Source organism: Flavobacterium sp. (genome assembly GCF_040402955.1).
Lineage (GTDB): Bacteria > Bacteroidota > Bacteroidia > Flavobacteriales > Flavobacteriaceae > Flavobacterium.
This window is the reverse complement of the sequence record NZ_JBBALQ010000028.1, coordinates 1-16,876: the sequence shown is the minus strand read 5'-3', so window position 1 is coordinate 16,876 and position 16,876 is coordinate 1. Positions and strand designations below refer to the sequence as shown.

Sequence of the window (16,876 nt, the reverse complement as noted above, 5' to 3'; positions counted from 1 at the left end):
TAAGACAATAATTATGAAAAAAATAATTTTAACATTCACTTTTTTAATTTGTGGATTTATCGCACAAAGTCAAGAATTAAAGTGGCATACAGATGTATCTATTGCTACCGATTTATCTATTAAAGAAAACAAACCTATGTTTTTGTTTTTTACAGGATCAGATTGGTGTGGTTGGTGTATTCGATTACAAAAAGAAGTTTTTAAAACCCCAGAATTTGTAAAATGGGCTTCCAATAATGTAATTTTAGTAGAATTAGACTTCCCAAGAAAAAATGAACAAACGGAAGCCATTAAAGCACAAAATGCGCAATTACAACAACAATTACAAGTTAGAGGCTATCCTACAGTTTGGTTTGTAAACGCTACCAAAACAGCCGATGCAAAAGTAAATTTAAAAGCCCTTGGAAGCACAGGATATGTTGCTGGTGGCCCACAAGTTTGGCTTGAAAGCGCCAATCAAATTATCAAAAAGTAAGAATTTATTTCAATCTATAAAATCCCTTTTCAGCTGTGGCGTGAAAAGGGATTTTTTCTTGCTCACAAGTGGCCTTCCAAAGTTTTATATAACTTTTATAATTAGAACCATCAGCTATTATTTGTTCTGGTTTAATAGTTGAAATTAACCGCTTTAAATTAACTTTTGGCGATTGAATTAGCACCACAATTTCTGGTTTTTGTTTTGTATTATACACACCTAAACTATCAATACAAAGAATTTTTTTGTTAAAACTATATACATTTTTAATAGGTTCAATTCGATACTTTTTAACAAATTTTCCTCTTGTATACGCTTCTATTGCAGATTTAGAATTAGCAAAATCATCCATATAAAATACAGATTCATTATTTTTTGTTTCAACAAATAGCGTGTGTTTCATACTATTAAAAACTACAAATTCATTATTATTTTTTTCGGTAGAATTCAGTAAAAAATAGCCCAATTGAAATATAATTATAGAAACTAATATGGGCTTAAAATTTTTCCTTTTCGGAAAGTATACAAAATATGCTATCGTACCAATAAGCAAATATAAAAGAAAGACTAACACTTCGTGAAAAGCTATGTTTTTGATAATAAAAACATCTAATTTTACGATCCAAGCAGTAAAATTATTCATTATATCAATTAAAAAATTGATTAAAATACTCAAATAAACCGCTACTTTCGGCAACAAAATATTGAAAGGAATCAATGCCAATCCTAAAATTAGGATAAGGCTTGAAAGCGGAATCGCAATTAAATTAGCCAATAAAAACAATAAAGGAAATTGTCCAAAATAATACAATATTAGAGGTAAAATACCAATTTGAGCCACCAAAGAAATGAGCAATAATTCTTTAATTTTTAAGATAATTAAATGCTTAGAATAACTGTATTTTCTTACTAAAGGCTGAAAAATTACAATACTTAAAACGGCTGCAAAACTCAATTGAAATCCAACATCAAAAAGATAATTTGGATTGTATAAAAGCAAAAGCAAGGCGGAAACAGCTAAAGAATTATAAATATTAGATTGTCGGTTTATCATTTTGGCGAAAGCTACTACTGAAAACATAACTGCTGCGCGTACAATTGAAGCAGAAAATCCAGCTAAAATAGCATAAAACCACAAGACACTTAAAGAAAGTAAAAAAATATACAATTTTCCTTTCTTGAATCGAAGCAATGGTTTAGTAAGCCAAAGTACAATTCCGTAAATTAAAGCTATGTGTAGTCCTGAAATGGCTAAAATATGAATAATTCCTGCTTGTGTATAATTCGTACTAATTTCTTTGGATAATTCTGTTTTTTCACCAAAAAGCAATGCCATTAATAGATTGTAATTGTCTTTTTTAAAACTTTTTACATCATAACTTTTTAATAATTTTGACTTAATTAAATTGATATAATAATAAAAATTTGTGTCTGTTGAAACACTAATTGTATTTGTTTCTTTTATTTTAATTTGATGAAAAACATTCTGATTTTTTAAATATTTAGAATAATCAAATTGATTTGGATTTAATGCGTTTTGAAGTAATTTTGGCGTTTCAAATAACTTTATTTTGTTTCCAACCTCTATTTCTTTTTTATGTTTTTTTGGGACATAAAGTAGTATTTTACCAATACACTTTTGCCCGTTAATGTGTGCTGCTTTTAAAATAAATTTATTATAATACGTTGATGATTTTAATTTTTCAGATACTACACCTTGAACAATATTTTTTTCTGAAACAAAATTAGAAATATGAGTTTTCGAATGTATTTGAATATTGAAATAACTTGAAAGAGCACCTAAATTTAAACACAAAAGCACTACAAAACTTTCAAAAAACAAAGAATATAATTTCTTTTTAGTATTCAGAAAATAGCCAATGCAAAAACAAATTACATTTAAAAACAGTCCAAATAAAATATAAAATAACGGTAGGGAAAAGTAATATTGAATTAAAATTCCAATACTAAAACCGAAAAGTAAAGGAACAATTGGGAATTTAATAAATTTCATTAGTTAGTAGGTTTGTTTACAATAGAAAAACAATTTGGGATTATTTTTCAGTAAAAAATGCAGTAATAGGTAACAAGAATTTACTCTAAAATTCTATTTACTCCAACAAAAGTTTTTGCATAATAATTTTCAGAAGTAGAGGAATAAATTACCCCACTACTTGTGGAGGAATGAATGAATTTAATTACACCGTCTGAGTTTTCTGTTACTATACCAACGTGACTAATGTTACTTCCATTCGTGTTAAAAAAGATTAAATCGCCAGGTTTTGCATCCTTTTTTAAAATACGTTTTCCTGTTTTAGCCATTTCTGCCGAATTTCTTGGTAATGTAATATCAAATTGGTTAAGTGTATAGGTAACAAAACCAGAACAATCAAAACCAGCTGGTGTAGTACCGCCTCCTCTGTATGGTGACCCTAAACTTTCTGCCGCAACATTAAGAATTTGTTGCTTTATATAGTCTGAAACTTCAAAAGTTGGTGTAAAATCTTGTGGCGTTTCTTCTTCCACAACTACTTTTATTTTGGATTGTTCAATACTATCTTGTGCAGCTTTGTGTTTTGCTTTTTCAATCGCTTTTTCTTCTTTTTTGGTTAGTTTTGCTGGTTTTTCTAATCCTGTTTTTTCAGTAAATGAATAACTCCCTGTTTTTTGAGCCACTTGTTTAGATGTAACAATTGTGGGCTTTTGCATGGATTTACAACTATATAAGAAAATAGTTAGTAGGAAAATATAAATTGATTTTTTCATTATTTTGGGGTTTTATGAAGTATAAATTTACAAATTAATTTTTAATAGAAGAAATTATACCATTCGCGGTTTTTTCACTTGCGCCTTTTCCTCCTAATTTTTGTTCTAAAATTTCGTATTCATTTTTAATGATTTCTCTGGATGTTCCTGATAAAATTTTGTGCAATTCGATTTCTAAATTAGTGGTATTTAACTCATTTTGAATTAATTCTTTCACCACTTCTTTGTCCATTATTAAATTAACTAAAGAAATAAACTTTAGTGTAATAATTCGTTTTGCAATTTCATAAGAAATTTTATTGGCCTTGTAACATACTATTTGCGGTACTTTAAATAATGCTGTTTCTAAAGTAGCTGTTCCCGATGTTACTAGAGCAGCGTGAGAAACACTTAATAAATCGTACGTTTTATTACTTACAAATTTTACGTTTTCTGTAGTCAAAAATGTTTTGTAAAATTGATATTCTTGACTTGGTGCACCAGCAATTACAAATTGATAATCAGGGAATTTAGCTACAACCGAAAGCATAATGGAAAGCATTTTTTCAATTTCTTGTTTTCTACTTCCGGGTAACAAAGCAATAATAGGTTGATTCGTTAAATTATTTTCTTTTGTAAATTGTTCAAAATTGGTTTGCTTTCTATCTGAAATGGCATCAATTAACGGATGACCCACAAATTCAACTGGAAAATTATGTTTTTTCTCGTAAAAATCTTTTTCGAAAGGCAAAATCACATACATTTTATCGATATCACGCTTGATGTCTTTGATGCGATTTTCTTTCCAAGCCCATATTTGAGGAGAAATATAATACTGATTTTGAATGCCTAATTTCTTAGCCCATTTCGCAATTCGCATATTAAATCCTGGGTAATCTATATAAATTATTGTGTCGGGCTGAAAGGATAAAATATCTTTTTTACAAACAGAAATATTACCTAAAATGGTTCGCAAATTCATAATCACTTCGGCAAAACCCATAAATGCTAATTCACAATAATGTTTTACTAAAGTGCCACCCACATTTTGCATTAAATCGCCACCCCAAAAACGTATTTCTGCAGTTGGATCATTTGCTAAAATGGCTTTCATTAAGTTGGACCCGTGTAAATCGCCAGATGCTTCGCCCGCTATTATGTAATATTTCATTTAAATAAATTAATTGGCTAAGATAAAAAATTCTATTCTTTAGTAAAATTAAATTTTTTACCACCTTGTTTTAAGATGAAACTTGTACTTGATGTAAATTCCATTTCAATTCCGGCTGGAACAAAGACAAAAACATCATCTTTAGAAAAAGTTAATGGAAAACTCGGTTGTCCTGTAGCTTGAGCTAATAAATTCCCTTCCTTTTCAAAAACGTTAATTTTTAAAGGAATCTCTTTTGATGCATAGGTTCCAGAGTACTTTTTAATCAATTCTGTATCTAATTTTTTAAAATTTGGAAATGGATAAGGCAACTTATAATAAATACTTAAAATTCCAATCATAATGTCGTTTTGACTATAATTTTCACCGTTTACAATTAAAGAAATTGTCAAATCATCTTTTTCATAATAACCCATTGACGATTCAAAACCTTCTATTTTACCGTTATGACCATAAAATTTTCTTTCTCCAAAAGGAAAACGAATTAATGCCATTCCGTATGTATCCTTTAATGTTTTCATTAGTTCTAATGAAGCTGGAGTAACTAAATTCCCCTTAAAAAGGGAATGAATAAATTTTGTTAAATCTTCAGGTGTAGAAATAATTCCTCCAGAAGAAAAAGCAATATCGTTATTCCATTCGTCAATTTTATCCCAATATTCTCCATTAAATGCATAGGAATAACTTTCTCTTTTAGTTACGTCTGTTTTTTCGTTGGTGTAATAGGTATTTTTTAACTCTAATTTGTCTGAAATTCTTGTTTTTAAATTTTCTGCAAATGATTTTTTAGTTACTTTTTCGATAATTAAACCTAATATAAAATAATTAGAATTACTGTATTCGTGTTGAGAATCGGGTTCAAACATAGAAGAATAATTTTCTATTTTCTTTAGAATCAACTCTTTCGTATTTGGTTTGCCCAAAACATCTGTTAATGTAGCATCCGCATTTGCATAATCTTTTATTCCTGTGCGTTGATACAATAAATGTTCGATGGTAATTTTATCAGATTGGTCAATTTTTGGAAAAAATCGATTTAACTTAGTCGTTAATAAAATCTTTTTTTCTTCCACTAATTGCATAATCATTGTGGCAGTGAACGTTTTAGATATAGATCCAATTTTATATTTTGTGGCACCATTTGCTCTGACACCTCTTGTAGCTTCTGAATAGCCATACGCTTGTTTAAAAACCACTTCGTCGCCTTGTCGAATACAAAGCGAACCCATAAATTTATCATTTTCGTATAAATAGTTTAATAAACTATCAATTCTTGCAAAACGAATTTCTTGAGCAAATGTGCTTAATGAAAGAAATAAAAATAAAATAGAAAGAGATTTTTTCATTGTGATGTAAGTTGTTATTTATTGTCAAAATTAAGCAAATTGAATGGTATACAAAAATCAAAATTTTTACGTTTATACAAATATCAGTACTTTTACCGTATGTATAAACAAATTAGTTGTCTTTTATTTTTTTGTGTGGTTTCTGTTGGCTTTGGTCAAGAGAAAAACAACGCTTTCAAAAGTAAAAAATTTGCGTATACAAATAAAGAAATTCTAATTGATACTTCGGCGTTAAATCCAAATTCATTTAAAATTTTCAATGTAAATCAACAAGAAATTGACACCTCTTTTTATTCATTTAATTATCAAACTAAAAAATTAATTTTCAAAAAAATATTTCAAGATTCTGTACGAGTGCAATATTATCAATTGCCAAATTTTTTAACCAAAACCTATACAATTTACGACGAAAAAAAAATTGTGCCAAATGAAAATGGACGATTACTTACATTCTCGGAAAATACAAAAAAACAAATTCCAATTTTTAACGGCTTACAAACCAATGGTAGTATTTCTCGCGGATTTACAGTGGGAAACAATCAAAATACGGTTTTAAATTCCAATTTAGATTTACAAATTTCTGGGAAATTATCTGAAGATATTACATTAAAAGCATCCATTCAAGATAGCAATATTCCGTTGCAAGAAGGAGGTTATTCGCAAAAAATTGATGAATTTGATCAAATATTTATTGAACTATCATCTAAAAACTGGAACATAAGAGCGGGTGATTTGTTTTTAGAAAATAGAAAAACAAGCTTTTTAAATTTTAACAAAAAAGTACAGGGTCTTTCCTCGCATTTTAATTGGGGAAATACCAAAAAAAACGATTTGTTTTTTGCTGCTTCATTAGTTCGAGGACAATATGCAAAAAGTAATTTCACAGGACAAGAAGGGAATCAAGGACCTTACAAACTACGCGGAAATAATGGCGAATTATATGTGTTAATTATTTCTGGTTCAGAACGTGTTTATGTAAACGGAATTTTAAAAGAACGCGGCGAAAACAAAGATTATATTATAGATTATAACGCAGGAGAAATTATTTTTAACGCCACTTTTCCAATTACATCCGAAATGCGAATTGTAATGGAATATCAATATTCGGATAGAAATTTCACGCGTTTTTTAAGCTACGGCGGTTTTCAGCACGAAAGCGATAAATTTAGCATTGGTGCTTATGTGTACAATGAAAATGATGTAAAAAACCAGCCATTACAACAAAGTTTATCTGAAAATCAAATTCAAACACTACAACTTGCTGGAGACAATGCAAACTTAATGAATGCCCCTTCTGCTTATGTAGATTCGTATTCGGAAAATAAGATACTTTATAAAAAAGCACAAGTAAATAACACCGAAATTTTTGTTTTTTCTACGGATGCCACACAAACGTTATACCAGGTAAAATTTACTTTCTTAGGAACTAATTCAGGAAATTACATTTTAGCCAGTAGCAATACGATTGGGAAAATCTACGAATATGTAACACCAATTTCGGGTGTTCCGCAAGGAAGTTATGAACCAATAGTTAAGCTAATTGCGCCAACTAAAATTCAAATTGCTACCATTGTCAGCTCTTTTTCACCAACAGAAAAAACAAAAATTGAAACCGAAATTGCCATTTCTAACCACGATAAAAATTTATTTTCAAATTTAGATGATGCCAATAACCAAGGAATTGCCACAAAATTAAATCTGAAACAGCAGTTGTTTTCTAAAGGTATTCAGGTGCAATCTTTTGCTACTATTAATTACATTCAAGAAAATTTTAAACCTATTGAGCGTTTATATAACATTGAGTTTAATCGAGATTGGAACCTTAGCAATCCATTAGGCAATCAGATGTTATTGGTGGGTGGAGTCCAATTTAATTCGGTTCAAAAAGAAACGGTGAAATGGAAAACATTTGGAAAATATCAATTTGAAAAATTAATTTATTCTATGAATTTTTCTGGATATAAACACGCATTTCAAACCTTTACAAAAAACAAAAATCTGGCACTTCAAACACAAATTAGTTTGATGGATAGTAAAAATAATTTAAGTACATCTAATTTTTTAAGAAGTCAAAATGTAGCGAAATACCACTTTAAGAAAAACTATGTAGGTGCTAATTTTAGATATGAAAACAATAAAGAAATAGCAAATGAAACCAAAATTCTAAGTAATTTTAGTCAACGATTTTCAGAATTTGGGAACTTTATTGGCCGCGGCGATTCAACAAAAGTATATACTGAAATGGGGTATTTAACAAGACACAATGATAGTATTAAAAACAATCTTTTACAGCGTGTTAACACATCTTTTTCAACTTATTTGAAATCGCAAATTATAAAAACCGATAGAAGAAACTTAGGCATATTCATCAATTATAGAACCTTGAAATTTACAGATAATCGCGCCACAGAACCTTCTATAAGTTCGCGAGTAAACTATTCTGATTCCTTTTTTAATCAGTTGATACAAACTACTACTTTTTATGAAAATAATTCGGGAAGTATTGCGCAACAAGAATTTACGTTTTTAGAAGTTGATGCCGGCCGAGGAATTTATATGTGGAACGATTATAACAATAACAACATTCAGGAACTACAAGAATTTGAAATTGCAACCTTTTCTGATTTAGCAAAATATGTAAAAATTTTTCTACCCAATCAGATATTTATTAGAACGTATCAAAACAAGTTTAGTCAAACCCTGACTTTTAATGGAAATGCTTGGCAAAATGAAACAGGATTTAAGAAATTTTTATCAAAATTTTACAATCAGACTTCATTAATAATTGATAAAAAAATAACTCGAAATTCAAATACTTTTGAATGGAATCCTTTTTCAATTCCGGATAAAAATTTAATTGGTTTGAATACTAATTTTAGAAATAGTTTGTTTTTAAATAAAGGAAAACAGAAAAATTCAGTAACCTATACTTACAATTCAAGTGCGTTAAAAAATATTTTGAATTTTGGAATTCAAGAAAATTATATTAAAATTCACCAACTACAATACGCCCATTTGGTGCAAAAGTTTTGGTTGTTTCAATTGCAAACAAACACCTTAAATGTAAAGAGTATTTCTGATAATTATGTAAGTAGAAATTTTAATATTACTGGCTTAGAAATTGCTCCGAAAGTGTCCTATATTTTTAATAAAAACGCAAGTTGGGATGTTTTTTATGAAAATAATAGTAAAGAAAATACGATTGGGAATTTAGAACATTTAAAACAACAACAATTTGGAACTTCTTTTAATTGGAATACAGAAAAAGGATTTTCATTAAATGGAATGTTTACTTATATCAATAATAATTTTACCGGAAGCGCTTCTTCTCCTGTTGGTTTTCAATTATTAGAAGGGCTACAAAACGGAAAAAATTCCACTTGGCAGCTTTTGTTTCAGAAAAATATTACGCAATTTTTAGATGTTTCGGTAAATTATAACGGTCGTAAATCGGAAACAAGTAAAACGGTGCATACTGGAACCATTCAGTTGCGTGCGTTTTTCTAAAAAAAATCCCAATTAGATATTTAATTGGGAAATAAATTTTTTATTAAAATGAGGTTGTAATTTGTAGCCCTAAACCAGTACTCGGTGGAACAAATCGGCATACACCACCTGCACAAACCAAACCGCCACGTTGACGACCATAATTTAATGCTACACGCGTACTTCCTTTTTTATAAGCGGCTCCAAAATTATAAAAATGAATATCAAATAAATCTGTTTCACTAATGGTAAGGGTTTTATGGTCAAAACCATAATTATACATATCCATAGCAAATATTGACCAGTTTTCGTTATGATTGTACTCTATGGTTCCAGCTGCCCAATTTTTTCTGTCATTATCTGCCCACATATGTTCTAAGCCAAAAGTAATCGATTTTGTGTCAGATAATTGATACGTTGATTCTGAAAATACAGTGTGAGAATTAATAATATATTTATTAAATATTCCTTGAATTTGTTTGTTGTTGTAATACTGATTGATATACGTAAAAGCCGTTTTAAAATTTTTGGAAACCTTTTTCGTGATTTCTATATTATAATCTGAAAAATATTTCTCATTAGCGTTAAATAATTCAGCTTGATAATTTAGACTATTTTCTCCGGCATTGTTTGTATATCTGTATTTTGCTTTCAAATTAAACCAAGAAGAAACATTTAAATTGATTTTCGTTCCATATTTTCCTCCCAAAGCAGTACCTTTTTTAAAGTCGTAGAAAAAATCAAATTGACCGCCAATTTCTCCAAATTTGTTTATTTGTGTAGATTCATCCATCACTACTTGAAACTGTGATTGATACACATAAATATTGGCTAAGTTAGAATGATGTTGTTTGGTTAAACTTGGAACGAAGTTCAATATTTTGTCGTTAAAATTTAAACTTGTACTTGAAAGTGTTGGATAATTATCTAAATTTCTTTGCGCTAATAATTGCATATTTTCAACGCGTCTTAAATTGGCATCAAAACCAATTCCTTTTTTAGAATATCCAAAATTCACTAACAATGCACTCCCTTCTTTTGCAAAATTGGTGTCCAAAACATTTTGTTTAATTATGGCGTCTCGCGATTTAAAAACATATTCCGTGTTTACATAATAATTTTTATAACCCAATTCAAATCGGTTTGAAAATAAATTAGTAAAAGCGCTGAAATTTTGAACAGAAACTGGTAATTTTTCGTATCTACTAACGGCACTAAAACCATATTTAAAATCGAACGCATCAATATTTAAAAGTTGACTAACGCTAACATCTGTGTTAAATCCGAAAACATCGCCATTTGCCACATCAAAACCAGTTCTTGCCTTTCCGTATAAAGCTGTAAAAGAAACTTCATCAATTGGCGAATACACCACTTTTGCACCACGTAACGCATTATTAATCCCTAATGATCTGTCTTCCCAGGTTCTTAGTGCTAATCCACTTCCAAACTGTACATAATAATGACCTAAAGTTATATCTAATTTTTTAGATTTATAATTGGCGTAATACGTAGCAAAATTTGTACCCTTATATTTTGGATTAAAATTTAATAATGCCTCATTCATGTACGATTCCACTTGAGTTCCAAAAGTAAATTTTTTGTAATTGAAATTTATATTGAAATAATTGTTGGCGCGTAATGGCACAGTATCATGATTGATTCCTCTGTTTTTATCATTGGTATACCATTGCCCATTTCTTTCGAAACTACCATAGACTTTTAATTTCGTTTTGGTAGAATCGGCATTCTGAGCAAAAGCACAAAGTGCTGAAAATAAAAACGTAAAGCTGATTATTTTCTTCATTATTTAAGCGCTTTAATTTGTTCTAATAACTGATTTTCGCTTCCAGGTGTATGACCATTTTGAGTAAAAACTATTTCTCCATTTTTAACTACTGCCGTAAAAGGCGGATTTGAAATACCCAAACCTCTTTTAAAATCTTGATTGGTATCCATAAGTATTGTATAGTCCCAACCTTTTCCGTTTACAAGAGGTTTCACTCTTTTATTAGTTCTTGCATCATCTATTGAAACCGCAATAACTTCTACATTGGCTTGTGATTTCCATTCATCATATACCTCACTAATTGCATCTAATTCTTGAATACAAGGCGCGCACCAAGTAGCCCAAAAGCAAAATACATATACTTTGTCTTTTTCTATAAAATTTTGAGTAGTAGAAACAGTTGTTCCTTCTAAATTTTTAAGAGTTAGACTTGGTAATTTTTTTTGCGAAAACCCTAATGCACAAACAAATAGCATTATATTTAAAACTAGTTTTTTCATTATTTTAAAGATATTTATTAGCAAATAAAAGATATTTCCAGCATTATAAAAAATTTTTTTAAATTTGCATAAGAAGTTTGATGCCAAACTACTGAAAAACAAAAAATTATATGAAAAAAATTCTATTTGCTACAATTACTTTTTTAGGATTAATAAATGTGTCTTGCATCTCAAATGACTGGGAAGATAATTCAGTTAGTTCTGCAGTTATTGAACAGCCCATATCTGGAAAATTTTTAAAAAATGTCCTAATTGAAGATTATACTGGAACTTGGTGTCAATATTGTCCGAGAGTTTTGCATGGAATTAAACAAGTAGAGTCGGAACAACTTCGGGCTTTTCCTGTATCCATTCACCGAAGTGTTGCCTCATCACCAGATCCTTATGATTTTCCTGCGACGCCATTAGAACAATTAATTGGGGTAACGGGATATCCAACAGCTATGTTAAATAGAAATGTGCTTTGGGATAATGAAATTTCAACTACCGAAGTTAAAAATCAAATAAAACCAAATGCAAATTTAGGTTTAGCGTTAAATTCAATAATTTCTGGTGGAACAATAAACTTGAATGTGAACATAAAATTTTTAGAAAATTTTTCTAATTTAAAATTAGTTGTTTATGTTTTGGAAGATGGTTTGATTTATAATCAAGTAAATGCAACTTCGTTTTTTGGTGCGCAAAATCCAATTATTAATTTTGAACACGATCACGTTTTGAGAGCTTGTTTAACAGATTTAGTTAATGGAGACGCCTTAACAGGAACAACTGCTGGAGCATCAGTTATTAAAAACTTTACTTTTACTATACCTTCTAATATAGCTAATGTAACTAATATGAATTTCGTTGCATTCGTTTTAGATGCAACAGGAAAAGCCATAAATGTAAGAGGAGCAGCACCAAACCTAATTCAGACATATCAAATTAACCCGTGATTTTTTATTAAAAAGTTTAAAGGACCTCCTTTTTAACTTAATATAATTATAATAGAATAAATTTGCTACGCTATACTTTCAACAGATGAAAAATATATATATTTTACTTACTATTTTTGCTTTTTTTACCAGTCATGCTCAGTTGAGTAATAAGCACTGGTTACCACCATTACACTCCAGAGATGCTAGTGCTATTTCTGATCAATATATTTATATGTCTACCAACGAAACAGTGCCGTTTCAAGTTGTTGCAACTGATGGTAATGGTAATCCCTATGCAGGATCACCATTCACCATATCTGCGGCATCTCCAGCTTCATTTACAGTTGGAACAGGACAGCCAACAAATATGTTTCTTAATTTAAGTGATGTAAATACTGTTGTTTCAGGAAAAGGAATAATACTTCAAGGAACAAAAGATTTTTATGTGAGTTTTAGAATGCGACATATGGTTCATGCTGAAACTATTATTTCAAAGGGAAAACCTGGAATTGGCACCAGCTTTAGATTGGGTTGTACCATAAATGAAATCCAGGACAATAGGAAGAACTTCGTTGCTAGTGTGATGGCAACTGAAAATAACACCACTGTAACGTTATCAAATTATAATACAGGAGTTGTTTTTTCAAGTGGTACTGGAAATATAACTGATGATACTCAAACCTATACTTTAAATGCTGGGCAATGCATCGTTTTTAGTGGGTACAGTAACGTAGCTGCAAATCTAGATGGAATTATTGGTGGCTTAATAACCTCAGATAAACCTGTCGCAGTAAATACAGGAAATGCTTTAGGAGGAATTACAAATCTTCAAGGTGATATAACTTTAGACCAAATAGTATCTGCAACACAAATTGGTACCGATTATATTTTCATAGAAGGAAACGGGATATCTACTATGGAAAATCCGTTAATTGTTGCACACGAAAACAACACAGAAATTTTTGTAAATGGAAGCACTGTTCCAATTCCGTTAAATGCTGGTCAATATTATTTAGTTCCCAACTCTAATTATCAAGGAACCAATAACAGAAACATATATGTTCATGCAAGTAAGCCTGTTTTCGCTTATCAATTGTTAGGTGGGGGATCAAGTGCCGCTACCTCAGGGCTAAATTTTATACCACCATTGAGTTGCTTTTTTCAAAATTCTGTTAATATTCCGAACGTAAATCAAATTGGAACCAATATTTACACATCCGATTTAATGATGTTGACCTACTCCAATGCAACAATTTCTATTAATGGAGTTGCCGTTCCAACATCGCAAGCTCAGACTGTTTTAGGAAATACCGACTGGGTATCTTATCGAATTGGTAATCAATCAGGAAATCTTGCAATTACTTCTACTGGTCCATTAGCAGTTGGTGTTTTTGGATTTCAGGGCACTGCCGTCGGATTTGCAGGATATTATTCAGGATTTGGAAGCACACCTCTACCTACTGACGTAGAAGTTTGCTCAACATCAACTACAAATTTGTTTGATGCTATAAATGGAAATCCTGATCCAGGAGGTACTTGGACCGTTCCAACTGGTGGTGCGCCATTAGCAGGGAATATTTTTAATCCATCTGTAAATATTGCTGGCGAATATGTTTATTCGTTTACAAAAACTTGTAATACTTCACCAACACCAATAGCTGTGAGCGTTTTTGTAACTATGCAACAAGCTAACAACATAGGTACAAGTAACACAAAAAATACCTGTAAAAATAAAACGCCATTTGATTTATTTCCTTTATTAGGGCTAGGCGTAACAACTGGTGGAACATGGTCTTTAAATGGAGTAAATAGACCAAATAGTACTTTTAATCCAGCAGTTGATTTAAGCGGAACCTATACTTATACGATTCCTGCAAGCGGAGTTTGTCCGGCATTATCTTCAAGTGTAGTAGTTACTAATTACGATGTACCAACTTTAGTAACTATTACTGATTTAAAAGCTTGTGATGATGCTTTAGATGGAAATGACACTAACGGTCAAACTACATTTAATTTAACTCAAAAAACAGTTGAAATCTTAAATAATCAAACTAACGTTACTGTTACGTATCATCTTTTACTAAACGAAGCGGTTTCTGGCACAAATGCCATTACATCTTATACTGGGTCAAATACAATTATTTATGTACGACTATTTAATACGCTTACAAATTGTTTCAACACCACTAGTTTTAATATAGTAGTAATGTCATTACCTTCAGTAAATCCAATTATTACATTAAAACAATGTGATAGCGACACCGATGCTATCACCGATTTTAATTTAACGGAAGCCAATGTGGTATTATCCAATCAAAGTAATTTGACTTTTACTTATCATGCTTCGCAATTGGATGCTAAAAATGACGTCGCGCCACTTACAAATTCAACGAATTATAATTCTGCAAATAATGGATTGGTTTGGGCAAGAATTGAAAATGCTGATGGTTGTTTTAGAACGGCACAAGTAAATTTACTAGTTTCGGCAACACAAATTCCTGCTACTTTTCAAAAAATTGTATTGGAAGAATGTGATGATTATATCGACTTAAACGATCCTGATACTGATGGTATTGATTATTTTAGTTTTTCAGCAGCAACAAATAGTTTTGCATCTGCAACCAATACAATTTTAGGTTTATTTGCAAATAGTTCCAACTTAACGGTAACGTATTATACCACCGAAGCACAAGCTTTAGCTGAAGCAAACCCAATAGACACCACTGACCCAGATGGCTTTAGAAATACCGTTCCAAACCTTCAAAATATTTGGGTAAGAATTGATAGTAATATAAATAATGATTGTGTAGGTTTGGGGCAATATTTAGATTTAAAAGTAAATCCGTTACCCAATTTTGACATCATTGATTTTAAACTATTATGTGTACAACCAGGTTCGGGAGCTGGAAGTTTTGCAATTAATGCCACACCAACCGTGCCAGGCAATTATTCCTATTCTTGGACACCTACCAATCCAAACACAACGGGAGGTCAACAAAATGCTGTTTTTAATGCTGGTACATCCGGAATTTATAAAGTAGTTGTAACTAATACGGCAACACTTTGCTCTAAAGAAGACCAAACAGAATTGTTTATTTCTTCGGCACCCAATTCCGTAAAATTAGAATTGGTTTCTGAAATTTTCTCTAGCGGATTAGCTACCATTCAGGCAGAAGTAATTGGCGGATTTGGTTCTTATGAATTTAGTTTAAATCAAGTAGATTGGCAGACTAGTCCAGTTTTTACAAACTTAGCAAATGGTAATTATACGGTTTATGCTCGAGATGTAAATGGATGTTTGCCCATAAAACAATCCAACTCGGTAACTACCATTTCGTATCCAAATTATTTTACGCCAAATGGCGATACTTACAATGATACTTGGAACATTTCTGGCTTAACACCTGAATTTAAAGCCAAAATTTATATTTTTGACCGATACGGAAAATTACTAAAACAAATAAATCCGTATGGTAATGGCTGGGATGGTAAATACAATGAACAAGAAGTGCCTTCAACGGATTATTGGTTTAAAATTGAATATACAGAAGATGGCGTTCAGAAAGAATTTAAAGCACATTTTAGTTTAAAAAGATAATATGACAGCTTTTGTAAAACAAGAAGTAAAAAATAATGTTGGATACATTACCTTTTTTCATCCAGCGGGAAATTCGTTTCCAATTTCGCAATTAGAAGAATTAGTGAAAACTATTCAGGATTTAGATCTGAATGAAAACGCTACCATTATAGTTTTACAAAGTGAAGGAACGACCTTTTGTGCGGGTGCTTCTTTTGATGAATTATTGCAAATTGATAATTTATCAGACGGAAAACAATTTTTCTCTGGTTTTGCCAATGTAATAAACGCCATGCGAAACTGTTCGAAATTAATTGTTGGAAAAGTGCAAGGAAAAGCCGTTGGTGGTGGCGTAGGAATTATTGCCGCGTGCGATTATGCCATTGCCACAACAAAAGCAGATGTAAAACTTTCAGAATTAACTATAGGAATTGGACCCTTTGTAATTGAACCCGCCGTGAGCCGAAAAATTGGACACACCGCTATGAGCGAATTAACCTTAGCAGGAAACGAATGGAAATCTGCAAGTTGGGCTTTTGAAAAAGGGTTGTTTACCAAATTAGTGCAACCTGAAGATTTGGATTCAGCATTAGAAAAATTCGCTTCACAATTAGCCAGCTACAACCCAAACGCATTAGCTGAAATGAAACAAGTGTTGTGGCAAAACACCGCACATTGGAGCACATTGTTATACGAACGTGCCGAAATTTCAGGAAAATTGGTACTGAGTGCTTTTACGAAGAAGGCGTTGGAAGGGTTTAAGAAGTAAAAGTTTTGAAAAACCCTTGCATAAAGTCAAGAGATCCTGAAACAAGTTCAGCATGAACTGTGTTAAAAAGCAAATTTATGGTTAATTAATTTCTAAATAAA

11 protein-coding genes are annotated in these 16,876 nt (G+C 30.9%); 5 read left to right on the top strand and 6 right to left on the bottom strand.

All coding sequences use genetic code 11. From position 1 onward, the window contains the following. A partial coding sequence (locus ABWP78_RS09035) for a thioredoxin family protein (RefSeq protein WP_502905487.1) occupies positions 1–475 on the top strand: 475 nt, incomplete at its 5' end. A 4-nt stretch (positions 476–479) separates the two neighbouring features. On the opposite strand, the gene ABWP78_RS09030 is transcribed toward ABWP78_RS09035, so the two are convergent. The 4 genes from ABWP78_RS09030 to ABWP78_RS09015 all read right to left on the bottom strand — a co-directional run bounded on the left by ABWP78_RS09030 (position 480) and on the right by ABWP78_RS09015 (position 5,737). Continuing rightward, positions 480–2,489, bottom strand: coding sequence for a ComEC/Rec2 family competence protein (locus tag ABWP78_RS09030; RefSeq protein ID WP_353170698.1), 2,010 nt, complete (start codon positions 2,487–2,489; stop codon positions 480–482). A gap of 80 nt (positions 2,490–2,569) precedes the next feature. Then, positions 2,570–3,241, bottom strand: coding sequence for a C40 family peptidase (locus ABWP78_RS09025; protein WP_353170697.1), 672 nt, complete (start codon positions 3,239–3,241; stop codon positions 2,570–2,572). A 34-nt stretch (positions 3,242–3,275) separates the two neighbouring features. Further along, a complete protein-coding gene (gene lpxB / locus ABWP78_RS09020; protein WP_353170695.1) occupies positions 3,276–4,391 on the bottom strand; it encodes a lipid-A-disaccharide synthase in 1,116 nt (371 codons plus the stop codon). Between the two features lie 32 nt (positions 4,392–4,423). Next, positions 4,424–5,737 (bottom strand): serine hydrolase domain-containing protein, encoded by a 1,314-nt coding sequence (locus tag ABWP78_RS09015; RefSeq protein WP_353170693.1) that lies wholly within the window; start codon positions 5,735–5,737, stop codon positions 4,424–4,426. A gap of 99 nt (positions 5,738–5,836) precedes the next feature. On the opposite strand from ABWP78_RS09015, the gene ABWP78_RS09010 reads away from it, so the two are divergent. Beyond that, positions 5,837–9,244, top strand: a complete 3,408-nt coding sequence (locus ABWP78_RS09010; RefSeq protein WP_353170692.1) for a DUF8818 domain-containing protein — start codon at positions 5,837–5,839, stop codon at positions 9,242–9,244. Positions 9,245–9,287: 43 nt separating this feature from the next. Here the strand turns inward: ABWP78_RS09010 and ABWP78_RS09005 are convergent, their stop codons facing one another. Both ABWP78_RS09005 and ABWP78_RS09000 read right to left on the bottom strand, forming a co-directional pair. Further along, on the bottom strand, positions 9,288–11,030 hold the full coding sequence (locus ABWP78_RS09005) for a DUF6029 family protein (protein WP_353170690.1): 1,743 nt from the start codon (positions 11,028–11,030) through the stop codon (positions 9,288–9,290). Then, complete coding sequence (locus ABWP78_RS09000) at positions 11,030–11,512, bottom strand: TlpA family protein disulfide reductase (protein ID WP_353170688.1); 483 nt, start codon at positions 11,510–11,512, stop codon at positions 11,030–11,032. The genes ABWP78_RS09005 and ABWP78_RS09000 overlap by 1 nt, the downstream gene beginning before the upstream one ends. 110 nt (positions 11,513–11,622) lie before the next feature. On the opposite strand from ABWP78_RS09000, the gene ABWP78_RS08995 reads away from it, so the two are divergent. The 3 genes from ABWP78_RS08995 (at position 11,623) to ABWP78_RS08985 (ending at position 16,775) form a co-directional block, all read left to right on the top strand. Next, positions 11,623–12,447, top strand: coding sequence for an Omp28-related outer membrane protein (locus tag ABWP78_RS08995; RefSeq protein ID WP_353170686.1), 825 nt, complete (start codon positions 11,623–11,625; stop codon positions 12,445–12,447). 85 nt (positions 12,448–12,532) lie between these two features. Continuing rightward, on the top strand, positions 12,533–16,027 hold the full coding sequence (locus ABWP78_RS08990) for an FIDD domain-containing protein (RefSeq protein WP_353170684.1): 3,495 nt from the start codon (positions 12,533–12,535) through the stop codon (positions 16,025–16,027). 1 nt (position 16,028) lies between these two features. Continuing rightward, positions 16,029–16,775 (top strand): enoyl-CoA hydratase/isomerase family protein, encoded by a 747-nt coding sequence (locus tag ABWP78_RS08985; RefSeq protein WP_353170682.1) that lies wholly within the window; start codon positions 16,029–16,031, stop codon positions 16,773–16,775. Positions 16,776–16,876: the final 101 nt, after the last annotated feature.